Annotated in this window: 23 protein-coding genes and 1 pseudogene; 11 read left to right on the forward strand and 13 right to left on the reverse strand. The window is 63.7% G+C overall.

Annotated features, from left to right (window positions below):
• Nucleotides 1-122: 122 nt before the first annotated feature.
• From htpX to pyrC, 4 genes are all read right to left on the reverse strand, one after another.
• Entirely contained in the window at nt 123-995 is an 873-nt protein-coding gene (gene htpX, locus F0P97_RS24030) for a protease HtpX (RefSeq protein ID WP_003068113.1), read from the reverse strand.
• A 73-nt stretch (nt 996-1,068) separates the two neighbouring features.
• Nucleotides 1,069-1,887: a DUF3025 domain-containing protein gene (locus F0P97_RS24035; RefSeq protein WP_182287306.1), complete on the reverse strand. Its 819-nt coding sequence runs from the start codon at nt 1,885-1,887 to the stop codon at nt 1,069-1,071.
• A gap of 14 nt (nt 1,888-1,901) precedes the next feature.
• Nucleotides 1,902-2,783, reverse strand: coding sequence for an NYN domain-containing protein (locus F0P97_RS24040; RefSeq protein WP_182284619.1), 882 nt, complete (start codon nt 2,781-2,783; stop codon nt 1,902-1,904).
• Between the two features lie 149 nt (nt 2,784-2,932).
• Complete coding sequence (pyrC, locus tag F0P97_RS24045) at nt 2,933-3,979, reverse strand: dihydroorotase (protein WP_182287307.1); 1,047 nt, start codon at nt 3,977-3,979, stop codon at nt 2,933-2,935.
• 162 nt (nt 3,980-4,141) lie between these two features.
• Between pyrC and F0P97_RS24050 the strand changes: the two genes are divergently transcribed.
• A complete protein-coding gene (locus F0P97_RS24050) occupies nt 4,142-5,248 on the forward strand; it encodes an ornithine cyclodeaminase (RefSeq protein ID WP_182284620.1) in 1,107 nt (368 codons plus the stop codon).
• Nucleotides 5,249-5,261: 13 nt separating this feature from the next.
• On the forward strand, nt 5,262-6,215 hold the full coding sequence (gene rocF / locus F0P97_RS24055; protein WP_182284621.1) for an arginase: 954 nt from the start codon (nt 5,262-5,264) through the stop codon (nt 6,213-6,215).
• A 62-nt stretch (nt 6,216-6,277) separates the two neighbouring features.
• On the opposite strand, the pseudogene F0P97_RS27870 reads toward rocF, so the two are convergent.
• The 3 genes and pseudogenes from F0P97_RS27870 to F0P97_RS27760 form a co-directional block, all read right to left on the reverse strand.
• Nucleotides 6,278-6,496, reverse strand: a pseudogene (locus F0P97_RS27870) (helix-turn-helix domain-containing protein); the annotation flags it as partial.
• Complete coding sequence (locus tag F0P97_RS27755; RefSeq protein WP_232538039.1) at nt 6,453-6,602, reverse strand: hypothetical protein; 150 nt, start codon at nt 6,600-6,602, stop codon at nt 6,453-6,455. The gene F0P97_RS27755 and the pseudogene F0P97_RS27870, both read right to left, overlap by 44 nt.
• A complete protein-coding gene (locus tag F0P97_RS27760; RefSeq protein WP_232538040.1) occupies nt 6,599-6,967 on the reverse strand; it encodes a cyclic nucleotide-binding domain-containing protein in 369 nt (122 codons plus the stop codon). The genes F0P97_RS27755 and F0P97_RS27760 overlap by 4 nt, the downstream gene beginning before the upstream one ends.
• A 166-nt stretch (nt 6,968-7,133) precedes the next feature.
• Here F0P97_RS27760 and F0P97_RS24065 point away from each other — a divergent pair, with 166 nt between their 5' ends.
• The 6 genes from F0P97_RS24065 (at nt 7,134) to F0P97_RS24085 (ending at nt 12,305) form a co-directional block, all read left to right on the forward strand.
• Nucleotides 7,134-8,189: a porin gene (locus F0P97_RS24065; RefSeq protein ID WP_182284622.1), complete on the forward strand. Its 1,056-nt coding sequence runs from the start codon at nt 7,134-7,136 to the stop codon at nt 8,187-8,189.
• A gap of 12 nt (nt 8,190-8,201) precedes the next feature.
• Nucleotides 8,202-10,340, forward strand: coding sequence for an acetate--CoA ligase family protein (locus F0P97_RS24070; RefSeq protein ID WP_420093894.1), 2,139 nt, complete (start codon nt 8,202-8,204; stop codon nt 10,338-10,340).
• A gap of 107 nt (nt 10,341-10,447) precedes the next feature.
• Nucleotides 10,448-11,431, forward strand: a complete 984-nt coding sequence (locus F0P97_RS24075) for a tripartite tricarboxylate transporter substrate binding protein (protein WP_182287308.1) — start codon at nt 10,448-10,450, stop codon at nt 11,429-11,431.
• A gap of 54 nt (nt 11,432-11,485) precedes the next feature.
• A complete protein-coding gene (locus tag F0P97_RS28105; protein WP_232538042.1) occupies nt 11,486-11,638 on the forward strand; it encodes a hypothetical protein in 153 nt (50 codons plus the stop codon).
• Nucleotides 11,635-12,048, forward strand: a complete 414-nt coding sequence (locus F0P97_RS24080) for a DUF1254 domain-containing protein (protein ID WP_232538043.1) — start codon at nt 11,635-11,637, stop codon at nt 12,046-12,048. Before F0P97_RS28105 ends, F0P97_RS24080 begins: the two co-directional genes overlap by 4 nt.
• A complete protein-coding gene (locus F0P97_RS24085) occupies nt 12,045-12,305 on the forward strand; it encodes a tripartite tricarboxylate transporter substrate-binding protein (RefSeq protein ID WP_232538044.1) in 261 nt (86 codons plus the stop codon). The genes F0P97_RS24080 and F0P97_RS24085 overlap by 4 nt, the downstream gene beginning before the upstream one ends.
• A 210-nt stretch (nt 12,306-12,515) precedes the next feature.
• On the opposite strand, the gene F0P97_RS24090 is transcribed toward F0P97_RS24085, so the two are convergent.
• From F0P97_RS24090 to F0P97_RS24110, 5 genes are all read right to left on the reverse strand, one after another.
• Nucleotides 12,516-13,253, reverse strand: coding sequence for an amino acid ABC transporter ATP-binding protein (locus F0P97_RS24090; protein WP_003068099.1), 738 nt, complete (start codon nt 13,251-13,253; stop codon nt 12,516-12,518).
• A 123-nt stretch (nt 13,254-13,376) separates the two neighbouring features.
• Nucleotides 13,377-14,048 (reverse strand): amino acid ABC transporter permease, encoded by a 672-nt coding sequence (locus F0P97_RS24095; RefSeq protein WP_182284624.1) that lies wholly within the window; start codon nt 14,046-14,048, stop codon nt 13,377-13,379.
• A 1-nt stretch (nt 14,049) separates the two neighbouring features.
• A complete protein-coding gene (locus F0P97_RS24100; RefSeq protein WP_003068095.1) occupies nt 14,050-14,802 on the reverse strand; it encodes an amino acid ABC transporter permease in 753 nt (250 codons plus the stop codon).
• Nucleotides 14,803-14,915: 113 nt separating this feature from the next.
• Nucleotides 14,916-15,815: a transporter substrate-binding domain-containing protein gene (locus F0P97_RS24105; RefSeq protein WP_182284625.1), complete on the reverse strand. Its 900-nt coding sequence runs from the start codon at nt 15,813-15,815 to the stop codon at nt 14,916-14,918.
• A 430-nt stretch (nt 15,816-16,245) separates the two neighbouring features.
• Nucleotides 16,246-17,196, reverse strand: coding sequence for a LysR family transcriptional regulator (locus tag F0P97_RS24110; RefSeq protein ID WP_003081255.1), 951 nt, complete (start codon nt 17,194-17,196; stop codon nt 16,246-16,248).
• A 425-nt stretch (nt 17,197-17,621) separates the two neighbouring features.
• Between F0P97_RS24110 and F0P97_RS24115 the strand changes: the two genes are divergently transcribed.
• From F0P97_RS24115 to F0P97_RS24125, 3 genes are all read left to right on the forward strand, one after another.
• Entirely contained in the window at nt 17,622-18,185 is a 564-nt protein-coding gene (locus tag F0P97_RS24115; RefSeq protein ID WP_182284626.1) for a TRAP transporter small permease, read from the forward strand.
• Nucleotides 18,182-19,480, forward strand: a complete 1,299-nt coding sequence (locus F0P97_RS24120; RefSeq protein WP_182284627.1) for a TRAP transporter large permease — start codon at nt 18,182-18,184, stop codon at nt 19,478-19,480. Before F0P97_RS24115 ends, F0P97_RS24120 begins: the two co-directional genes overlap by 4 nt.
• 82 nt (nt 19,481-19,562) lie before the next feature.
• Nucleotides 19,563-20,600, forward strand: coding sequence for a DctP family TRAP transporter solute-binding subunit (locus F0P97_RS24125; protein WP_043008642.1), 1,038 nt, complete (start codon nt 19,563-19,565; stop codon nt 20,598-20,600).
• 302 nt (nt 20,601-20,902) lie between these two features.
• On the opposite strand, the gene F0P97_RS24130 is transcribed toward F0P97_RS24125, so the two are convergent.
• Entirely contained in the window at nt 20,903-21,844 is a 942-nt protein-coding gene (locus F0P97_RS24130; protein WP_182284628.1) for a 2-hydroxyacid dehydrogenase, read from the reverse strand.
• Nucleotides 21,845-21,846: the final 2 nt, after the last annotated feature.

The following is a 21,846-nucleotide window of genomic DNA, read 5'->3' on the forward strand; positions in this document are numbered from 1 at the left end:
CAACTCCTGAAAGTCCGGGGACATGTATATGCTCTTACAACGCAAAAGCCCCTGTCGGTTGTTGACAGGGGCTTGTGAAGCAGCGGTAAAGACCGGCTACTGCCGTTTACACATGTGTACGCTTAGCGGGCGTTTTGCAGTGCAGCAATGCGCTGCTCGATGGGCGGGTGGGTAGAGAACAGCTGGCCAATGCCGCCGGCAATGCCCATGGCCGCCACGCTCTTGGGCAGCTCGCCCGGATGCATGCCGCCCAGACGGGCCAGCGCATTCATCATGGGCTGCTTGCGCCCCATGAGCTGTGCGGCACCCGCGTCGGCACGGAACTCGCGCTGGCGCGAGAACCAGGCCACGATCATGGCGGCGACAAAGCCCAGCAGGATATCCAGCACCACGGTGGTGATCATGTAGCCGATGCCGGGGCCCGAGCTTTGCTCGTCGTTGCGGCGCAGGAAGGAGTCGACCGCATAGCCGATCACGCGCGAGAGGAAGACCACAAAGGTGTTCATCACGCCCTGGATCAGCGTCATGGTCACCATGTCGCCATTGGCGATGTGGGCCACTTCGTGACCGATCACGGCCTCGACCTCTTCACGCGTCATGCCTTCCAGCAGCCCCGTGGACACGGCCACCAGGGCCGAGTTCTTGAAGGCACCAGTCGCAAAGGCGTTGGGCTCGCCCTCATAGATGCCGACCTCTGGCATGCCGATGCCGGCCTTTTCGGCAAAGCCGCGCACGGTGTTGACGATCCAGGCCTCATCGGCGTTGCGCGGCTCGTTGATGACCTGCACACCCGATGTCCACTTGGCCATGGGTTTGGAGATCAGCAGCGAGATGATGGCGCCGCCAAAGCCCATGATGAAGGCAAAGCCCAGCAGGGCGCCCAGGTTGAGGCCGTTGGCAGTGAGGTAGCGGTTGACGCCCAGCAAGCTGGCGACGATGCCCAATACCGCCACCACGGCGATATTGGTCAATAGAAATAAGGCAATACGTTTCATCGAGGGTGTACTCCACACAGGGGACAAAATGGCCAGAACCCCTGAGGCACCGCCTGTGCAGGACGAATGCGCATCAAGCCAGCTCTCTTTCTGGCAGTACCCGTTGTTGTGTTGTTTGTGCGGTACGTGGGGCTCGGAAAACTAGAGAGTCATCATAGAAGGAAAAGTTCTGGTTCTGCAGGCACCAGTCCGGGATTCCCAATATGGGAATTGGTAGATAGGGCTTGCTGGCGAGATTGCAAGACTGGGTCCGCAACTGATCGTCCAGCCAGCCGTCGGCCTCGGCCGGCGACGCCAGGCCCGGAGCCTGCTCCAGCGGCACGCAGATCACATGTGCGGTGATGGCCTTGCGCGGCCGGACCAGCTTTTCCAGCAGGGCATGGCCTATGGGCAGAAAGCGCGCCTGCTGCCACAGCGCACGCCGGGCCACGAACAGCTCCTGCCAGCGCTTGTCGCGCAGCGAATCGCACAGGGCCTGCGGCGCGAGCAGCAAGCCGCCGTTTTCGTCCAGCACCGTGATCGAATCGCGCAGGCGCCCGCGCTGCGCTCCCACGCCCTGGCGCGCGATCTCGGCCGCCTGCAGCGCATTGAGCCGCTGCTTGAGCAGCGGCCAGTGCAGCCAGATCAGGCCGTTGAAGAAGTCATGCAGATTGTCGCGCGTGGGAATGCACTGCTCACGGTGGATGAAGGCCTCATAGGCCTGGCCGGGAGGCAGCTGCAGTTGATCGACGAACCGCCATCCCGGCAGCAGTCCGTGGGCTGCAGCCACCTCCTGCAAGGCCCTGGCCACGCCGGCACCATCCAGCACCTGGTCATGCACCTTGCGCCCCAGCTCTTGCAGCGGTGCCAGCCAGGGCGCCTGCCAGTCAACGGCCCAATCCACCGACTGCATTGCGGCTGGCTGCATCAAGGCAGCACCTCGTCCTGATGCCCACGCAGATCGCGCACCGCCACGCGGGCCGTGCCCTCGTCGCGCAGCTCGAACACCTGGGTCGCGGCCATGAGCTTGGTCAGCGAGGCATAGCCATAGTTGCGTGCATCAAACGACAGCTTGTTGCCTATATGCGTACCCACCGCCGCCACACGCGCCCAGCCGGCCTCGTCCTGGGTGGCCTTGACGGCATCGCGCAGCATGGCGATGAGTTGCCGGTCTTCCTTGAGCATGTGCGAAGGCACGCGCAGCGTGGTGCAGGCGGGTGCGGCCACACCGGTGCCGCCAGCCACCCGGCCATTGCCGGCGTTGGGGCTCGATCCCTGCGGCTGGCTTGCCGCAGGCACTGCACGTGGCACTGCATCGGCCTCCAGAGCCTCGCGGCGTTCGCTGCGGCTGACAATGCCATCGCCCAGCTCCTTGAGCGCATCGAAATACAGAAAGCGCGAGCAGGCGTTGACGAAAGCCCTGGGCGTCTGCTCCGCACCGAATCCATAGACGGCAGCGCCCTTGGCGCGCAAATGCATGACCAGCGGGGTGAAGTCGGCGTCCGAGGAGACGATGCCGAAGGCATCGGGCTTTTCGGTATAGAGCAGCTCCATGGCATCCACCGTCATGGCCATATCGGTCGCGTTCTTGCCCTTGGAGTAGTCGAACTGCTGCATGGGCCGCACGGCGTACTCCAGCAGCTTGCTCTGCCAGCCATGCAGACCGGCCTTGGTCCAGTTGCCATAGGCACGGCGGATATTGATCAGGCCGAAGGTGGACAGCTCGGTCAATATCTCGTCAATCATCTCCGCGGGCGCGTTGTCCGCATCGATCAGCAAGGCAATCCTGGGCTGGACATCGTTGGGCATGCAATCTCCTGAGCGCTGTTTGGCTAAGCCTAACCGAGGCCATGCTCAAAGCCAAATTAAAAAAGGAGCAGCTTGCGCAACTCCTTTATTGATTTCAGACCGAAAACACTTGTGATTCAAGTGAACACAGGCGCTTGCAGCTACTGTTTTTAATCCAGCATCTTCCAGGGCAGGGCTTCGCCGAAACGTAGCGGCTTGAGCTGCGCCCCTTCGCCGTATTCAAAGCTCACGGGCGGCGTCCAGCTTTCCTTGACCAGGGTGATGGTGTCGGTGTTGCGGGGCAGGCCGTAGAAGTCGGCGCCGTTGAAGGAAGCAAAGGCTTCGAGCTTGTCCAGGGCGCCGGCGCCGTCGAACACCTCGGCATACATCTCGATGGCGGCATGTGCGCTGTAGCAGCCGGCGCAGCCGGTGGCGGCTTCCTTCAGGTGCGCGGCGTGAGGAGCGCTGTCCGTGCCCAGGAAGAACTTGCGGCTGCCGCTGGTGGCGGCCTGCACCAGCGCCAGACGATGGGTTTCGCGCTTCAGGACCGGCAGGCAATAGAAGTGCGGGCGCACGCCGCCCAGGAAGATGGCGTTGCGGTTGAACAGCAGATGCTGGGGCGTGATGGTGGCCGCCAGGAAATCATCGGCTGCGGCCACGTATTCGGCGGCTTCCTTGGTCGTCACATGCTCCATGACGATCTTGAGCTCGGGGAAATCCTGGCGCAGAGGCTTGAGCTGCTGCTCGATGAACACGGCTTCGCGGTCGAACAGGTCGATGCTCTGATCGGTCACTTCACCGTGCACCAGCAGCACCAGGCCTTCGCGCTGCATGGCCTGCAGCGTCGGGTAGATCTTGCGCAGGTCGGTCACGCCATGGTCGGAGTTGGTCGTGGCACCTGCGGGATAGAGCTTGCAGGCCACCACGCCGGCCGCCTTGGCTCGCACGATTTCCTGAGGCCCCAGGTTGTCTGTCAGATACAGCGTCATCAGCGGCTGGAACTGGCTGCCTGCAGGCACGGCCGACAGAATGCGGGCGCGGTAGTCTGCAGCCATCTCCGCCGTGGTGACCGGGGGCTTGAGGTTGGGCATGATGATGGCACGGCCCATCTGGCGGGCAGTGTGCGGCACCACGCAGCGCATGGCATCGCCATCGCGCACATGCAAGTGCCAGTCATCGGGGCGGGTAATCGTGATGGTCTGAGTCATGGCCGATATTGTCCCATCTTCGCTGGCGACAGGCCCGCACTCAAACCCATTCGTGCCCTGCCCCGGGCCTGCGCATAGCGCGGTCATGGACCCACCTCTTGGGTATTTCCCAGGCATTTCTCTGGCATTTGGCGCTGAAATCCTCAAAAATGAGGTCAAGGAGGAAGTCTCATGTCTGTTCCTCAAGCTCTGGCCGGGACACCATTCCGGACCGACTTTCTCAGCGCCAGCGATGCAGCCCGGCTGGTAGCGCGCATCGGCATCACCCAGGTGCTGCGCCTGATCAGCCAAGCCCTGGAGGCCGACTTCGGCCGCTGGCAGGACTTCGACAAAAGCGCGCGCACAGCCGCCCATTCAGCCAGCGGCGTGATCGAGCTGATGCCGGTGGCCGATGCGCGGGACTACGCCTTCAAATACGTCAACGGCCACCCGCACAATCCGCGTCTGGGACTGCCCACGGTGATGGCCTTCGGCGCGCTGGCCGATGTCGCCACCGGCATGCCGCGCTTTGTCAGCGAGCTGACGCTGACCACGGCCTTGCGCACTGCCGCCACATCCGCCATGGCCGCGCTCCATCTGGCGCGCGCCGGCAACCGCAGCATGGCGCTGATCGGCAATGGCTCGCAAAGTGAATTTCAGGCTCTGGCCTTCATGGAGCTGCTGGGCGTGCGCGAGCTGCGCCTGTTCGACATCGACCCTGCAGCCTCGCAAAAGCTGCTGCGCAACCTGCAGCCGTTCCTGCCCGGCTTCTGCGCCACGGCCATCGTCTGCACCAGCGTGCGGGACGCAGTGGCCGGCACGGACATCGTGACCACCGTCACCGCCGACAAGACCCGCGCCACCATCATCCCCGGGCATTTGCTGGAGCCTGGCATGCATATCAATGCCGTAGGCGGAGATTGTCCCGGCAAGACGGAGTTCGATGCCAGCGCCCTGCAACGTGCACAGGTCTTCGTCGAGTACGAGCCGCAGACGCGCATCGAGGGCGAGCTGCAGCAAATGCCGGCCGACTTTGCCGTGACCGAGCTCTGGCGCGTGCTGCAGAAGCTGGCGCCGGGCCGGACATCGGATGCCCAGATCACCCTGTTCGACTCCGTGGGCTTCGCACTGGAGGACTACTCGGCGCTGCGCACCATGCACAGCCTGGCACGAGCCGCGGGCCTGCTGTCTCAGATCGAGCTGGTGCCGGAGCTTGCCGACCCCAAGGATCTGTTTGCCATGGTGAGGCAGGCATCGAATCCCCAGATCATCAATCTTGCGGCCCGTAAGACGGCCTGAAGCGGAGCGGCTCATGGCATACACATCGTCCACACTGATCGGTCTGCCCACCGATATCGGCGCCTCGCGCCTGGGCGCGGCCATGGGGCCCGATGCCCTGCGTGTGGCCCAGCTGGGCCCGGCTCTGGAACGGTTGGGCGTGCAGGTCAGCGATCTTGGCAATCTGAGCGGCCCCGCCAACCCGCGTGGCGCGCGCGATGCCCAGGGTCTGCGCAATCTGGCCGAATGCCTGAGCTGGAACCGGATCGCCCATGACACGGTGCTGCAGGTGCTGCAGCAAAACCGGCTGCCCATACTGCTGGGTGGCGACCATACGCTTGCCACAGGATCCATCAGCGCCGTGGCCCGCCATTGCCGCGCCACGGGCAAGCAGCTGCGCGTGCTCTGGCTCGATGCCCACTCGGATTGCAACACCCCCGAAAGTTCGCCCACGGGCAATCTGCACGGCATGCCGGTGTCAAGCCTCTGCGGACTGGGGCCGGCGGAACTGGCCTCGCTGTCCGGCGCGACTCCCGCCCTGCCCGCCTCATCGTTCTGCCAGATCGGGCTGCGCAGCGTGGACGAGAGCGAAAAGCACATGATCCGAGAGCTGGGGCTGGAGGTCTACGACATGCGGGCCATCGACGAGCTGGGCATGCGTGAAGTGATGCGCCGCGCACTGCTCACCTTGCTGGGACGCAACGACAGGGACATCCACCTGCATCTGAGCTTTGATGTGGACTTTCTCGATCCTGACATTGCTCCCGGCACCGGCACACCGGTACGCGGCGGCCCCACCTACCGCGAGGCCCAGCTGTGCATGGAAATGATTGCCGACACCGGCCGTCTTGCCTCGCTGGACATTGTGGAGCTCAACCCGGCGCTGGACCTGCGCAACCAGACGGCGGAGCTCGTGGTGGACCTGGTGCAAAGCCTGTTCGGCCAGAGCACGCTGATGCGCCCCGCGCTGCAAGCGGCGCCGCGCTGAGGCAGGCACAGCACGAGCCACAGGGGGATCAGCCGCCGGCCGCCGGCCGCCTGGCGCAGGGCCTCGAGGTCGTGGATGGTCACGCACCCGTAGGCTGCATTGATCACGCCCATCTGCTCCAGCGTGCGCAACTCCTTGTTCACGGTCTGACGCGAGACCGCCACCATGGCTGCCAGATCGCCCTGCGAGATGCGCAGGTTCAGGGCCTGGCCGCCTTTTCGATGGCCTTGCCGTGGATCAGCGCCAGCCGCGCCAGCGCATCGGCCACATGTTGGCGGTATGGCCCAGAGCCCGGCGTTGCTGGGTGGCGATCTGCTCATGCAGGCGCTCCAGTACCAGCATGCAGACATCGCGCCACAGCGCCGGATGCGCATCCAGCACGGTCATGAACGCCCCGCCCGGTGCACGAGCACCGTGCCCTCCTGCACCACAAAGTGATAGACGAAGCAGGTGTTGCCCAGCATGCGCACCAGGCTCACGATCTCTCCGGGGCCGTGCAGGGACAGCACGAAGCGCACGCCCGCCGCATCCACGCCCTCCACCGCCAGACGCCCCGAAGCCACCACCAGCACCTCGCGGCGCGATCGCTCGCCGACCATGAGAGGCGTTCGCTTGTCATAGCGCCTCAGCCGCGCCACGGCCACCACTTCGTCCAGCACGTCATCCGGCCAGTGCCTCATCAGCGGGCACAGCCTCAGGGCACGCTGTATCAGCGCCACGGAGTCGTCTGCAGGGTGGTGTTTGCGAGGCATGGATCTGCGTGCGCGGGAGAACAGGCTCCGGGTTAGTCCCGGGCTCGAGTGCCGCCAATTGTCAAAGCGTTGACAGAGTGCCAACCGCACTGGTTCGGATAGTAGCAGTCACACCGCAGCGCAAGGCTATGCGCCCGTGCAAAAGCACAAACACAGGAGACATATCGTGAAGCACAAGCAATGGCTGGCCGCCGCAGCCTGGACCATATTCGGCAGTGCCGCCTGGGCGCAGAGCAGCGTGGAGATCTTCGGCGTCATGGACGTTCACCTCAACAGCGCCCGATCCGGGGCCACGCGGCTGACACGCCTGGAGGACGGCGGCAGCGCCGCCTCGCGCATAGGCTTTAGCGGCTCCGAGGAGCTGGGCGGTGGCTGGCGCGCCCGCTTCATGCTCGAGGCCGGGGTCACCGGCAGGGGCACCATTCCCGCCCCTTCCCTGGCCTTTACCCGCCAGTCCTTCATCGGCCTGAGCGCGCCCTGGGGCCACGTCGAGATGGGCCGCATGTACACGCCCATGTTCAGCGCCCTGTTCCGCGCCGATCCATTCAGCATGAATGCGCTGTTCTCTCCCACCAACCTCGGCTATAGCACCGACGGCCAGCCGCACCTGAAGGCCTTTACCGCGCGCGGCAGCAATCTCGTGCGCTACCGCCTTCCCGAAGGCCAGCCCTGGGTGCTGGACCTGGCCTACTCCTTCGGCGAGGTGCCCTCGCCCAACAGCAACAACGCCCGTCTCTACGGCGGCACCGTGGGCTGGAACCAGAAGCCCTTCTTCATGGCCTACAGCGTCCAGAACTCCACAGAAGGCAGCGCTGCAGCGCCCGTGGCCACTCCGCGCACCAGCCGCTACCAGACGCTGGTGGTCAGCTGGGAGGCCATGCCTAAGCTGCGCCTGAGCGGCAGCTACAGCCGAGCCAGCATCAACCAGGCCGGTACGGGCAACGCCCACCTCCTGCAACTGGGCACGGAGTGGCGCGCGACCTTCACGTCCAGGGTGCTGCTGTCGGTGGCACGCCGCAAAGTCGACGGCTCCGAACGCCGCCAGACCGCCTGGGCCCTGGGCTACGACCACTACCTGAGCAAGCGCACCATGCTGTACGCGCGCTGGCTGCAACTGAGCAACGAGGGCGGTTCCTCGGTATCCATCGCCAATGTGCCCGTGGTGGCCGACAGCGGCAACGGCGTGCGTTCGTTGGCACTGGGCGTTCGCCACAACTTCTGACAGAGGAACTTCATGCAGCCATCCATGGACTTCGATTTCGCCGGGCTGGATGCCCTGTTCTCGCCACGCTCCATTGCCGTCGTCGGCGCCACCGACTCGCCGCAGCGCATAGGCGGCATTCCGCTCGACTACCTGCTGCGCTTCGGCTACACGGGCCGCCTGCATGCCGTGAACCCGCGCGTAGCCACGGTGCAGGGCCTGCCCGCCCACGCGCGGCTGACCGACATCCCCGAGCCCGTGGATCTGGCCATCGTGGCCGTACCCCAGGCCCATGTGACTGCGGTGCTCGAGGACGCGGCTGCGGCCCGCGTGCGCTCCATGGTGCTGTTCTCGTCGGGCTTTGCCGAGACCGGCGCTGAAGGCGCTGCGGCCCAGCAGGCCCTGCAGGAACGCGCCCGCGCAGCCGGCATACGCCTCATAGGCCCCAACTGCCTGGGCTTCATGCGCCCCGGCCACCAGACCTATGCCACCTTCTCGCCCGCCCCCAATGCAGGCCGCGTCAAACCCGGACGCATATGCCTGGTCAGTCAGTCCGGGGCCTTTGGAGCCTATGCCTACAGCATGGCGCGCGAGCGCGGTCTGGGCCTGTCCCTGTGGGCGACCACGGGCAACGAAGCCGACGTGCAGCTGGCCGACGGCCTCGCCTGGCTGGCCCGCGATCCGGAGACCGATGTCATCATGGCCTACATGGAGGGCTGCCGCGACGGCGAGCGCCTGCGCGCGGCCCTGGCGCTGGCGCGCGAGCCCGGCAAGCCCGTGATCATGTTCAAGGTGGGCACCAGCGAGCTGGGTGCGGCTGCGGCCGCCTCGCATACGGCATCGCTGGCCGGCAACGATGCCGTCTATGACGCCGTGTTCCGCCAGTACGGCGTGCTGCGCGCACACACCATCAGCGACTTCTTCGCGCTGGCGGCCAGCGCCTCCATCGCGCCGATTCCGCGCAACCGCTCCCTGGGCCTGCTCACCGTCTCGGGCGGCGTGGGTGCCATGATGGCCGACGACGCCTGCGCCGCCGGTCTCGACGTACAGCCCCTGTCCGAGGCCGCACAGCGCCAGTTGCTCGAATGGGTGCCGTTTGCCGCGCCACGCAACCCCGTGGACATCACAGGCCAGGTCACCAACGACGTCACCCTGCTCGAGCGCAGCGCCGAGCTGATGATGCAGGACCGGAACTTCGCGAGCTGGCTGGGATTTTTCGCCGCGGGCGGCCTGTCCGACGCGTTCTGGGCCGTGCTGCGCTGCCTGGTGGAAAAGCTGCGCGCCGCCCACCCCGACACGTTGCTGGCCATCTGCACGCTGTGCTCCGACGCGCGCCGCGCCGAGATGGAAGCCCTGGGCGGCCTGGTGTTCTCGGACCCCAGCGCGGCCATACGCTGCATAGGCGCCCTGGCCTCGCTGGCTGATGCGCCGCGCGCCGCGCCGCTGCAGTCGGCTTGCCCGGCCCCGCCCACGCTGCAGCTGCCCGCGGGCAGCCTGTCCGAAGCCCGCAGCATGGAACTGCTGGCCAAGGCCGGCATGCCCGTAGTGCCCCACCTGCTGGTGCGCACCCAGCAGCAGGCGGCGCAGGCCGTGCAGGCCCTGGGGGGCACCATTGCGCTGAAGGTGGCCAGCGCCGACATCGCGCACAAGTCCGAGGTCGGCGGCGTGGCGCTGAACCTGCACACGGCCGTGGATGCGGGCGCCGCCTTCGAGCGCATTCTCGCCAGTGCGCGCCAGGCACGGCCCGAAGCGCAGCTGGACGGAGCGCTGGCCGCGCGCATGGTGCACGGCGGCGTCGAATGCATTGCGGGCGTGCACCGCGATCCGGTGTTCGGCCCGGTGCTGATGTTCGGCCTGGGCGGCATCCACGTCGAAATCCTGCGCGACGTGTCGCTGCGCGCACTGCCCATCACCAGGGACGATGCCCTGGCCATGGTGCAGGAGCTGCGCACCTTCCCCATCCTGGCCGGCGCGCGCGGCAAGCCGCCCGCGGACCTGCAGGCGCTGGCCGATGCGCTGGTGGCCCTGGCCGACTTTGCCCAGCGCTGCGGCGACACCCTGTCCAGCGCCGAGATCAACCCGCTGATCGCCCTGCCCCGGGAGCAGGGCGGCTGCGTGGCGGTCGATGCGCTGGTGATAGGCGCCGACCGCTGCACAGTCCCAGCCCGCTGAGCGCGGCCCGCATGTCCTCTGCCCCAACCCAAGGATTCGCATGAAGACCCATCACACCCAAGCCCCGGCCGCTGGCGGCCGCAACGACGGCGCCATGCAGGGCCTGCCTGCTGCATCTGGCGGGCCTGGCTCCCGCACTTGCTCCCGTATTCGCCCTGGCTCCGGTCGCCGCACGCGCCCAGGGCAGCTACCCCAGCCGCCCCGTGCGCATCATCGTGCAGTTCGCGGCCGGCGGCTCCTCCGACATCCTCGCGCGCGCCCTGGGCGACGGCCTGTCCAAGCGCCTGGGCCAGCCCGTCATCGTGGAAAACCGCAGCGGCGCGGGCGGCATCATTGGCACGGACCACGTGGTCAAGAGCGCTGCCGACGGCTACACCCTGCTGCTGACCGTGCCCGGCCCCATCGCCGCCAACCTGGTGCTGTACAAGAAGCTGCCCTACGACCCGCGCACCGACCTGCGCATGGTTTCGGACGTGGCCGGCCAGCGCACCGTCATGGCCGTGCACTCCTCCGTGCCTGCCAAGACCTTTGCCGAGCTGATCGAGCTGGTGCGCAAGGCGCCCGGCGACTACGCCATGGGCTCCTGGGGCGCGGGCACGCAGCCGCACCAGATACAGGCCTTCATGGAGCGCAAGTATGGCGTCAAGGTACTTCACGCCGCCTACAAGGGCGAAAGCCCCATGGTCTCCGACCTCATCAGCGGCATGATCCAGATGACCTCGGCCTCCATCTCCACGCTCAAGCCCTATATCGAGTCCGGCCGGCTGCGCGCCCTGGCCGTGCCCGGCACCAGCCGCGCCACCGCCCTGCCCGACGTCCCCACCTTTGCCGAACAGGGCTTCAGGGACGACGTCTACACCTTCATGGCACCCACCTCGCTGATGGCTCCGGCCAAGACGCCCGACGCCATCGTCGAGCGCATAGGCCGCGAAGTGGCCGTGGTGGTCCGACAGCCCGAGATGCTGCGCCGCCTGCAGGAAATGGGGGCCGACCCCATAGGCAACACGCCCGCCCAAGCCGCCAGCGACTACCAGTCCTACCTGCCCGTCGCCATTGCGCTGACCCAGTCCACCGGCGTGCAGCCGAACTGAAGCCCCGCACTCTTTCCCGAACGCCTTCCTGTTCCTTTTGCAAAGGTAGATTCCATGACCCAGTCCATCACGACCCTGCAGCACGCGCGCCAGGCCCTGGCCCGCTCCATAGGCCAGGCCGCCTTCGTCTACGGCTACCCGCTCACCGAGACCTACCGCACCTGCGCCCCGGCAGCTCGGCCGGCTCGGATGTGCGCGCGCCCATGAACACGCTGCACCATGCGCCGCGCCCTTCCACCCACGAGGACCGCGACGTGGTCACTCCGGCCAACGACCTGCTGTATTCCATGGCCTGGCTGAACCTGGAAGGCGGCCCCATGCTGCTGACCATTCCGTCCTCGGCCCGCCATCCAGGGCGCTACTTCGTGCTGCCGCTGTACGACGCCTATACCGAGAACTTCGAGAACCTGGGTCCGCGCAACTGCAATCCCGAAGGCGAGACCGTGGTCCTGCTCGGCCCCGGCGGCCAGGTGCCGGCATCGATGTCCCATCTGCGCGCGGTGCACTGCCCCACCCACCTGGTCTGGCTGATAGGCCGCATCCTCGCGGGCGACGAGAGCGACTGGCCCGCAGCAGCTCGGGGCGGCTGCCGTCCCTGCCCGAGGTGCCCTCCATGACCGAGGCCGGCTACCCATTCAAGAACTACTCGTGGTACGGCATCTTCGCGCCGGCCAAGACCCCGCCGGCCATCGTCGCGCAGCTCAACGAACAGGTGCTGCGCGCGCTGCGCGACCCGGCCCTGATCCAGCGCATGCGCGAACTCAACTTCTCGGACCTGCCGCTGACCACGCCCGAGCAATTCACCCAGACCCTGCGCCAGGACCTGGACGACTGGAGCCAGCTGGTCAAGGAAACCGGCGTGCAGCTCGACTAGCGCGCCGGCCTGGCCCTGCCTGATGCAGGCAAGTTCACATTAAAAAATAGGAGCTGTCATCGCTCACCAACCAATAAATCTGAATACTTTTATATCCATATTTGTTGATTGACAAGCGATTCCAGCTCATCTTTTTTTCAAACCTTCTCATGACCGGACCATGAAAAAAGGCGCTCACGAGGAGCGCCTTGGGCCCAGAGGGCAGCAGCATCAATGCTGCAGGATCTTGTTGAGGAATTCCTTGGTTCGCGGCTGGCGATTTTCGGGATGGCCGAAGAACTCTTCCTTGCTGCAGTCTTCCAGAATCTTGCCGCCCACGTCCATGAAGATCACACGGCTGGCCACCTTGCGCGCAAATCCCATTTCGTGGGTCACGCACATCATGGTCATGCCTTCGTTGGCCAGGCCCATCATCACGTCCAGCACTTCGCCCACCATTTCGGGGTCCAGTGCCGAAGTGGGTTCGTCGAACAGCATGACGATGGGATCCATGGACAGAGCGCGCGCAATGGCCACGCGCTGCTGCTGACCGCCGGAGAGCTGGCCGGGGAACTTGTCCTTGTGAGCGGTCAGGCCCACGCGGTCCAGCATCTTGAGGCCACGGGTCTTGGCGTCGGCAGCACTGCGGCCCAGCACCTTCATCTGTGCGATGGTCAGGTTCTCCGTCACCGACAGGTGGGGAAACAGCTCAAAGTGCTGGAACACCATGCCCACGCGGCTGCGCAGCTTGGGCAGATTGGTCTTGGGATCGTGCACTGCCGTGCCGTCCACAAAGATCTCGCCCTTCTGGAAAGGCTCCAGCGCATTGATGGTCTTGATCAGCGTGGACTTGCCGGAGCCCGAAGGGCCGCACACCACCACCACCTCGCCCTTGTTGATATTGGTGGAGCAATCGGACAGCACCTGAAAGCTGCCGTACCACTTGGAAACGTTCTTGAGTTCAATCATTTTTCACTCCGACTTTTGTCAGTGATCCATCGCAGCGCCTGCAACGGGCTCGGTCAGGCCAGCCCGCAGCCGAGGCCGTCGTCCCCCTTGAGGGGGAGGGCGCGAAGCGACTCAGGGGGTGTTTCATCGAATAATGGCGATCTTCTTGTGCAGACGCTTGACGAACCAAGACAGTGCAAAGCAGATCACAAAATAGGTCACGGCAGCCGCCAGATAGGATTCGATGGGTCGGCCGAAGTTCTTGCCGGCGATTTCGAAGCCCTTGAGCATGTCGTAGGCACCGATCGCATAGACCAGCGAGGTATCCTGAAACAGGATGATGGTCTGGGTCAGCAGCACGGGCAGCATGTTGCGGAAGGCCTGAGGCAGCACCACCAGACGCATGTTCTGACCATAGGTCATGCCCAGCGCCTGGCCTGCAAACACCTGTCCACGTGGAATGGACTGGATGCCGGCACGCATGATTTCAGAGAAATATGCTGCTTCGAAAGCCACAAAGGTGATGATGGCCGAGGTTTCAGCGCCGATGGGCTTGCCGATGAGCATGGGCATCAGCAGGAAGAACCACAGAATCACCATCACCAGCGGGATGGAGCGCATGCCGTTGACATAGATGGTGGCAGGCAGGTCCAGCCACTTCTTGCCTGACAGGCGCATCAGCGCCAGCAAGGTGCCGAAGAAGATGCCGCCCAGCGTGGCGATCAAGGTCAAGGACACGCTGAAATACAGCCCCTTCAGCACAAAGTTGCTGAACAGGTCCCACGAGAAAAACGACCAGTCGAGGTTGAGATTCATATCAGTGGCCTCCACCGCTGGCTGCAATCAGGCCGGGAACGCGAGAACGCTTCTCGATGAAGGCCATGATGCGGTTGATGATGAAGGCTGAAATCACATACAGACCTGTCACAGCCATATAAATTTCGACGCCACGGGCCGTCTCTTCCTGGGCCTGCATGGCGAACATGGTCAGTTCGGCCACGGACACGGCAAACGCCACGGACGAGTTCTTGAACACGTTCATGGCCTCGCTGGTCAGCGGCGGAATGATGATGCGAAACGCCATCGGCAGCAGCACATAGCGGTAGGTCTGGAAGGTCGTGAACCCCACGGCCATGCCGGCATATCGCTGGCCCCGCGGCAAAGCCTGAATACCGGAGCGCACCTGCTCGGCGATACGGGCAGAGGTGAAGAAACCGATAGCGAACACCACCAGCACAAAGCCCGGCAGGGACTTCATTGCAGGGAAGATGGCCGGAACCACGTGGTACCAGATGAACACCTGGACCAGCAACGGAATATTGCGGAACAACTCCACCCAGGCATTGCCCAGGCGCACTATCCACGGACGATCGGGCAAGGTACGCAAGGTACCAATGACTGCGCCCAGCACCAGAGCGATGACCAGCGACAGCAATGCCACCGACACAGTCCAGCCCCAGGCCGACATCATCCAATCCAGATAGGTGATGTCACCGTTCTTGCCAAAACAACTCTGCCCGACCTCTTGGGTAATGGTGTCCTGACAGAACACCTGCCAATCCCAACTCATACGAGCACCTCTTTCATTCTTGGTTTATGAGGGCAAACGCTCACACCGGCCCTCGCAACAAAAAAGCCCCTTCTAACCGCTTGGCAGAAGGGGCGGTACACCTATAGGCGGGATTACTTGACTTCGTAAGCTTCCATGGGCTTGTCGTTGGGGTGAGCCCACGCATCCTTGGTCGCTGCCGACAGTGGCAGACCCACCTTCACGTTGTTGGGAGGAATGGGCTGCAGGAACCACTTGTCGTACAGCTTGGTCAGAGAACCATCCTTGATCTGACGCACGATGGATTCGTCCACAGCCTTCTTGAAGGCGGGATCGTCCTTGCGCATCATGCAGGCGATGGGTTCCACCGACAGCACTTCACCCACGATCTTGTAATCGTTGGGAGCCTTGGACTTGGAGATGTTGGCAGCCAGGATGGAGCCGTCCATGATGAAGGCATCGGCGCGGCCGGTTTCCAGCATCAGGAAGCTGTCGGCGTGGTCCTTGCCCATGACTTCCTTGAAGGTCAGGCCGTCAGCGCGCTTGTTCTTGCGCAGGGTCTGCACGGAGGTCGTACCCGTCGTGGTCACGATGGTCTTGCCGTTCAGATCCTTGATGCCGGTGATGCCGGAGTTGGCACGGGTGGCAATACGCACTTCTTCCACATAGGTGGTGAAGGCGAAGGCTGCATCCTTCTGGCGAGCCGTGTTGTTGGTTGTCGAGCCGCACTCGAGATCCACGGTGCCGTTCTGCACCAGGGGAATACGGTTTTGCGAGGTCACGGGCTGGTACTTCACTTCCAGCGCGGTCAGGCCCAGTTGCTTCTGGATGTCCTTGAGGATGCGCTCACCCATTTCGGTATGGAAGCCTACATATTTGCCATTGCCCAGCGTATAGCCCAGGCCGGACGATTCACGCACGCCCAGAGTGACGCTGCCGGTGGACTTGATCTTGGCCAAGGTGTCATTGGCCTGGGCAAACACGGTGCCAGTTGCCAGTGCGGTTACGGCGATGGCCAACAAATGCTTCTTCATACGGATCTCCTATTGGTAAGGACCAAAAACGCTTGCCACTCCTTAACGCATCGCCCTTTGTGAGGGTAGACAGGTTGCGTTAACAAATGTACTGCACACATTGTGCAGTCATGAAGATGGCTGAAATGCAATCATTTCTAAGACTTTTCCCGTAGGTAATTCAGGATGGCAACCACCTACTCACCGCCTCAATCTTGTATTGCAAAGCAGCACCTCTTTTTGTGCAAGCTGCGAACTCTAATGCTTTCGTGATTTCACAAGCCAATGCCGATGGCAAAAATCCTTATGCGCAACTTGCATATTCAGTATTAACCCGATGCATAACATTAGGGTTTTCACCAGGAAAATGCCTGAAATCACGACAAGCTGGTCACACAAGCAAAAAAAGGGCCAACTGGCCCTTTTGGAAGAAAAGCAACACTCGATCAGGTTACACAGCCTTGACCTCGCCACCCGCAATCTCGCCCTGCTCCTTGAGGAAGTTCCAGAGCGCGGCCGCTCCTCCCTGCGGGGCATCGCCCGTGGGTTTTTCCCGATAGGCCCGTACTTCCATGTCCATCTGAAAACCGGTCACGCCTTCCGGCACGGCACGCACCAGTCGACCGGACTCCAGATCGCCGCGTACTGCGCTGTAGGGCAGAAAAGCCACGCCATGACCTTCCAGCGCCATCGCCTTGAGGCCTTCGGCCATATCGGTTTCATAGACGCGCTCAAGGTGCACGGCCTCGGCCGCCTCCTTGAGGATCAGCTCCGTCACGCGACCCAGATAGGCACCAGCGGCATAGCCCAGGTAAGGCAGCGGCTGCCCCTGGCGGCCGGGCAGGACAAAGATGGGGTTGCCGTTCTCGTCCGGCTTCGAGTAGGGAGCCAGCACCTCATGCCCCAGGCTCACCATCTCATAGCGCGAAGGGTCCAGCTGGAAGGGCTGGGAAGAGTGGTAGTAGGCAATCAGCAGATCGCAGCCACCTTCCACGAGACGCATCACCGCATCATGCACATTGAGTGCAAACAGACGGCTGCGGAAAGGGCCGAACTTCTCGTGCACGGCCGAAACCCAGTTCGGGAAGAACGTGAACGCCAAGGTATGCGGCACGGCAAAGCCCACCATGCCCTTGCCCGCACTGACATGGGCACGCAACATGGTGCGGGTGCTCTGCAAGGACTGCAGTATCTCCAGCGCCTGCTCGTACATGGTCTTGCCTGCTGGCGTCAGGCGCGTCGGATACGAGCTTCTGTCGACCAGATCCGTGCCCGCCCAGGCCTCCAGCGCCTGGATACGGCGCGAGAACGCAGGCTGCGTAACGTGGCGCAGCTGGGCCGAGCGGCTGAAACTGCGGGTTTCAGCAAGGCTGACAAAATCTTCAAGCCATTTGGTTTCCATAGACTCTCATTATCCGCTGCCCTGCACCAAAGCTGTGCAACGGAGGTAATCCTTGTTGGCTAGTAAACGGGACAAAACACGGACTCGACGATGAGCCATGCCTTGGTCAACAGACCCTAGGGTAATGCCTGCCGCCGGACGTAAGTGCTGCGACATAGATACCTTGATAATATTTGTTCACATCTATCCGGTGTGTCTACTCGCTCCAAGCCATCCCGGCGCACAACGCCGTGAAGGTCAAGGAACAACATCAGGACTTACGCAAACAAGAATGCAACAACGGCCTGCCTCCTGAGGCAATCGTCTTGCCTGAACCCGTTTTGCGTAAGTCGTGAACATAAGGGCATTCTCATCGAGTGCGCGCGGATCACGCCATTCAGGCGAGCTGCCCTGACTCCTGTGTGTTTTTCTGACTTTCCGCGTTCATGTCCTCCACTCCTCCCGAGACCGATGGTGCAGCCGATGTCGGCACGCGCCCGGACGAGCCCCGTTCCCTGCGCATTGAAGACTGGCTGACCGTGATCATCATGGCCGCTCTGGCCCTGATCACGTTTGCCAATGTGCTGGTGCGCTACTTCACCAACTCCTCCTTCGCCTGGACCGAGGAAATTTCCGTCTTTCTGATGATTTTGCTGGCCCTGGTCGCAGGCTCTGCCGCCGTGGCCCGCAATCAGCATATCCGCATCGAGTTTTTCTCGGACAGCGGCTCCGTCCAGCGCCGCAAGGCACTGGCCCGCTTCGGCTCTCTGATGGTGGCGCTGCTGTTTGCCATCATTGCCGTGCTCAGCGTGCGCGTGGTCTGGGACGACTTCCGTTTCGAGGAGACCTCGCCCGGCATCGGCCTGCCCCAGTGGTGGTATTCGATCTGGCTGCCCGTGGTCTCGGCACTGATCACCGTGCGCGCCATCGGGCTGTTCATCCGCCAGGGCAAGCCCGGTGCCTTCCCTGACGAGCCCGTGGAAAAAGACCACAGCAAGGAGATCGCATGATCGCCACCTTGCTGTTTGTGGCCTTTCTGGGCCTGATGTTCATCGGCGTGCCCATAGGCGCGGCCCTCGGTCTGGCCGGTGCTGCCGCGATTGCCCTGGCCAATGCAGATACGCAGTGGTTCGGCCTGCTGGCCGTGCCGCAGAATTTCTATGCCGGGCTGGGCAAATATCCGCTGCTGGCCATTCCCATGTTCGTGCTGGTGGGCTCCATCTTTGATCGCTCGGGCGTTGCCTTGCGACTGGTGAACTTTGCAGTGGCCATCGTGGGCCGCGGCCCCGGCATGCTGCCGCTGGTGGCGATTGCCGTGGCCATGTTCCTGGGCGGCATCTCCGGCTCCGGGCCGGCCAATGCAGCGGCCGTGGGCGGCGTGATGATTGCCGCCATGAGCCGCGCCGGCTACCCCAAGAGCTTTTCTGCCAGCGTGGTCGGAGCGGCCGCAGCGACGGACATCCTGATTCCGCCTTCGGTGGCTTTCATCATCTACTCGGTGCTGGTGCCCGGTGCTTCGGTGCCGGCCCTGTTCGCGGCCGGCATGATTCCCGGCGTGCTGGCGGGTATTGCACTCATCATTCCCGCCGTGTGGATGTCGCGCAAGCACAAGATGGGCGCGCTCGAAGCCTCCATGCCGCGCCCGCCGTTCTGGAAGAGCCTGCGCGAGGCTTCCTGGGGTCTGGCAGCTCCGGTGCTGATCCTGGGCGGCATGCGCATGGGCTGGTTCACCCCCACAGAAGCCGCCGTGGTTGCCGTGTTCTACGGGCTGTTCGTCGGCATGGTGATTCACCGCACCATCGGTGTGCGCGATCTCTTTCCGATTCTGCGCGAAGCGGGCGAGCTGTCGGCCGTGATCCTGCTGGTGGTGTCGCTGGCCGGCATTTTTGCCTTCTCGCTGTCCACCCTGGGCGTGATCGATCCGGTGGCCAATGCCATCGTGAATTCCGGTCTCGGCGAATACGGCGTGCTGGGCCTGCTGATCCTGCTGCTGATCACCGTGGGCATGTTCCTGGACGGCATCTCGATCTTCCTGATCTTTGTGCCGCTGCTGCTGCCCATCATGAATCACTACCACTGGGACCCCGTCTGGTTTGGCGTGATCCTCACCCTCAAGGTGGCACTGGGCCAGTTCACGCCGCCGCTGGCCGTGAACCTGATGGTCAGCTGCCGCATTGCGGGCGTGCGCATGGAGTCCACCGTGCGCTGGGTAGGCTGGATGCTGCTGTCCATGTTCGCCGTGATGATTCTGGTGATTGCCTTCCCCCAGCTTGCACTGTGGCTGCCCGCAAAGATGGGCTATTGATTCCGGCAGTTGCGGCCCTGGAGGCCGTAACTGCTCATTCCTGCTTTCCGGTTTTTTCGTTTCTAAAAGGGAGACAAACCAAATGAAACTTCGTACCTTCCTCGCATCCGCCGTGGCGACCGCCGCCGCACTGGCCTTTGCATCGCCCATGGCCATGGCCCAGGCCAAGTACAAGAGCGAATACCGCATGTCCCTGGTGCTGGGCACGGCCTTTCCCTGGGGCAAGGGCGGCGAGCTGTGGGCCGACAAGGTGCGCGAGCGCACCCAGGGCCGTATCAACATCAAGCTCTATCCCGGCACCTCGCTGGTGCAAGGCGACCAGACGCGTGAGTTCTCCGCGCTGCGCCAGGGCGTGATCGACATGGCCGTGGGCTCGACCATCAACTGGTCGCCCCAGGTCAAGTCGCTGAACCTGTTCTCCATGCCCTTTCTCTTCCCCAACTTCAAGGCCGTGGATGCCGTGACCCAGGGCGAAGTGGGCCAGGAAATCTTCAAGACCCTGGAAAAAGGCGGTGTGGTGCCTCTGGCCTGGGGTGAGAACGGCTACCGCGAAATCTCCAACTCCAAGCACGCCATCAAGACGCCTGCCGACCTCAAGGGCATGAAGATCCGCGTCGTGGGCTCGCCCCTGTTCCTGGACACCTTCACGGCCCTGGGCGCCAACCCCACGCAGATGAGCTGGGCCGATGCCCAGCCGGCCATGGCCAGCGGCGCCGTGGACGGCCAGGAGAACCCCATCGGCGTGTACATGGCGGCCAAGCTGCAGTCCGTGGGCCAGAAGCATCTGACCATGTGGGGCTATATGAACGACCCGCTGATCTTCGTCGTCAACAAGGACGTGTGGGCCAGCTGGACACCGGCTGACCAGGCCATCGTCAAGCAGGCTGCGCTGGATGCCGCCAAGGAAGAAATCGCCATTGCACGCAAGGGCCTGGTCGAGGCCGACAAGCCCTTGCTCAAGGATCTGGCCGGCCTGGGCGTGACCGTGACCACACCGAACGCCGCCGAGCGCGAAGCCTTTGTGAAGGCCACGCGCCCCGTCTACGACAAGTGGAAGAGCCAGATCGGCGCACCGCTGGTCGACAAGGCCGAAAAAGCCATTGCCGCCAGCCAGAAATAAGCTCCCCCTGAGCCGCTACGCCTAGGCTGCCCCGCGGCTTCCCCCTCTCTCTTCGGGAGAGGGACGACACCCTCGCTGCGGGGCGGCCCTTGCTTGGTGTCACTGGTTTGGTCCGCGCCAGCTTCATGACGCCGCAGAAAGTCAAAATCCCCGCCAGAGCGATCTGCGCGGGGATTTCTTATTGCTATGCATATCAAAGCTGATAGCGCTTATTAACAAATGATTTCAACAAAAAATTTATCTGAAATCCTTGAAAATCAAGCGCAGAAAGCTTTCAATTTAATAGCACACATTGCTTGCCATCAGATTGGCGAAACCAGCGGTTTGCCGTCCAGGTGGTTCCGCATATTGGCGATGAAGCGATCCACCGAGTTCTGCACCGCCTCGGGCGACCAGCCACCCACATGGGGCGTCAGCACCACGGCGTCAAGGTCGATCAGCTCCTGCGGCGGCAGCGGCTCGCTTTCGTAGACATCCAGCCCGGCACCGGCCAGACGGCCTGCGCGCACGGCGTCGGCCAGCGCTGCGGTATCGACCACCGAGCCGCGTGCGATATTCACCAACACGCCTTTTTCGCCCAGTGCCTCGAGCACCTCGGCATCGATCAGATGGCGGGTAGCCGCGCCTCCCGGCGTGGCCACCAGCAGCACATCGGCCCAGGCGGCCAGCGCCAGCAGGTCGTCGAAGTACTGGTGCTCGACTCCCTCGCGGGGCTTGCGGTTGTGATAGCCGACGGGCATGTCGAAGGCGGCAGCGCGCCTGGCGATCTTGGCGCCGATCTGGCCCAGTCCCACAATGCCCAGACGCTTGCCCGAGACATTGGCGGGCAGCGGCAGGGCCGAGCGCCAGATGCCGGCACGCGTGGCCTTGTCCAGCTTGACGATGCCACGCACCGCGGCGATCAGCAGACCCATGGCGTGGTCGGCCACGCAGTCGTCGTTGGTGCCCACGCCATTGCCGACGGCAATCCCGTGCGCCTTGGCATGGGCCACGTCGATGTTCTCGTAGCCCGCGCCCATGGCGCAGACCAGCGACAGCCCGGGCATGCGCTGCATCTGCGCGGCCGACAGGCCCGTCGCGCCAATCGTGCACACGCATTGCACGCGATCACCGTGGGCGGCGATTGCGGCCTCGGCCTGATCGGCCTCGGGCGCATAGATCACATCAAAGTCGGCAAAGGTCTGCTCCATCTGCTGCAGATGGGCGGGGACCTGGAGATTCAGAACTAGCAGGGCAGGCTTCATGG

It is taken from the genome of Comamonas testosteroni (genome assembly GCF_014076415.1).
Classification (GTDB): Bacteria; Pseudomonadota; Gammaproteobacteria; order Burkholderiales; family Burkholderiaceae_C; genus Comamonas; species Comamonas testosteroni_F.

Bases quoted from the DNA above. Each gene is read 5' to 3' on its own strand.
- htpX (WP_003068113.1), bottom strand. From the start codon at position 995: ATGAAACGTATTGCCTTATTTCTATTGACCAATATCGCCGTGGTGGCG.
- F0P97_RS24035 (WP_182287306.1), bottom strand. From the start codon at position 1,887: ATGCAGTCGGTGGATTGGGCCGTTGACTGGCAGGCGCCCTGGCTGGCA.
- F0P97_RS24040 (WP_182284619.1), bottom strand. From the start codon at position 2,783: ATGCCCAACGATGTCCAGCCCAGGATTGCCTTGCTGATCGATGCGGAC.
- F0P97_RS24050 (WP_182284620.1), top strand. From the start codon at position 4,142: ATGTCTGTTCCTCAAGCTCTGGCCGGGACACCATTCCGGACCGACTTT.
- rocF (WP_182284621.1), top strand. From the start codon at position 5,262: ATGGCATACACATCGTCCACACTGATCGGTCTGCCCACCGATATCGGC.
- F0P97_RS27755 (WP_232538039.1), bottom strand. From the start codon at position 6,602: ATGACCGTGCTGGATGCGCATCCGGCGCTGTGGCGCGATGTCTGCATG.
- F0P97_RS27760 (WP_232538040.1), bottom strand. From the start codon at position 6,967: ATGCCTCGCAAACACCACCCTGCAGACGACTCCGTGGCGCTGATACAG.
- F0P97_RS24070 (WP_420093894.1), top strand. From the start codon at position 8,202: ATGCAGCCATCCATGGACTTCGATTTCGCCGGGCTGGATGCCCTGTTC.
- F0P97_RS28105 (WP_232538042.1), top strand. From the start codon at position 11,486: ATGACCCAGTCCATCACGACCCTGCAGCACGCGCGCCAGGCCCTGGCC.
- F0P97_RS24080 (WP_232538043.1), top strand. From the start codon at position 11,635: ATGAACACGCTGCACCATGCGCCGCGCCCTTCCACCCACGAGGACCGC.
- F0P97_RS24085 (WP_232538044.1), top strand. From the start codon at position 12,045: ATGACCGAGGCCGGCTACCCATTCAAGAACTACTCGTGGTACGGCATC.
- F0P97_RS24090 (WP_003068099.1), bottom strand. From the start codon at position 13,253: ATGATTGAACTCAAGAACGTTTCCAAGTGGTACGGCAGCTTTCAGGTG.
- F0P97_RS24095 (WP_182284624.1), bottom strand. From the start codon at position 14,048: ATGAATCTCAACCTCGACTGGTCGTTTTTCTCGTGGGACCTGTTCAGC.
- F0P97_RS24100 (WP_003068095.1), bottom strand. From the start codon at position 14,802: ATGAGTTGGGATTGGCAGGTGTTCTGTCAGGACACCATTACCCAAGAG.
- F0P97_RS24105 (WP_182284625.1), bottom strand. From the start codon at position 15,815: ATGAAGAAGCATTTGTTGGCCATCGCCGTAACCGCACTGGCAACTGGC.
- F0P97_RS24110 (WP_003081255.1), bottom strand. From the start codon at position 17,196: ATGGAAACCAAATGGCTTGAAGATTTTGTCAGCCTTGCTGAAACCCGC.
- F0P97_RS24115 (WP_182284626.1), top strand. From the start codon at position 17,622: ATGTCCTCCACTCCTCCCGAGACCGATGGTGCAGCCGATGTCGGCACG.
- F0P97_RS24120 (WP_182284627.1), top strand. From the start codon at position 18,182: ATGATCGCCACCTTGCTGTTTGTGGCCTTTCTGGGCCTGATGTTCATC.
- F0P97_RS24125 (WP_043008642.1), top strand. From the start codon at position 19,563: ATGAAACTTCGTACCTTCCTCGCATCCGCCGTGGCGACCGCCGCCGCA.
- F0P97_RS24130 (WP_182284628.1), bottom strand. From the start codon at position 21,844: ATGAAGCCTGCCCTGCTAGTTCTGAATCTCCAGGTCCCCGCCCATCTG.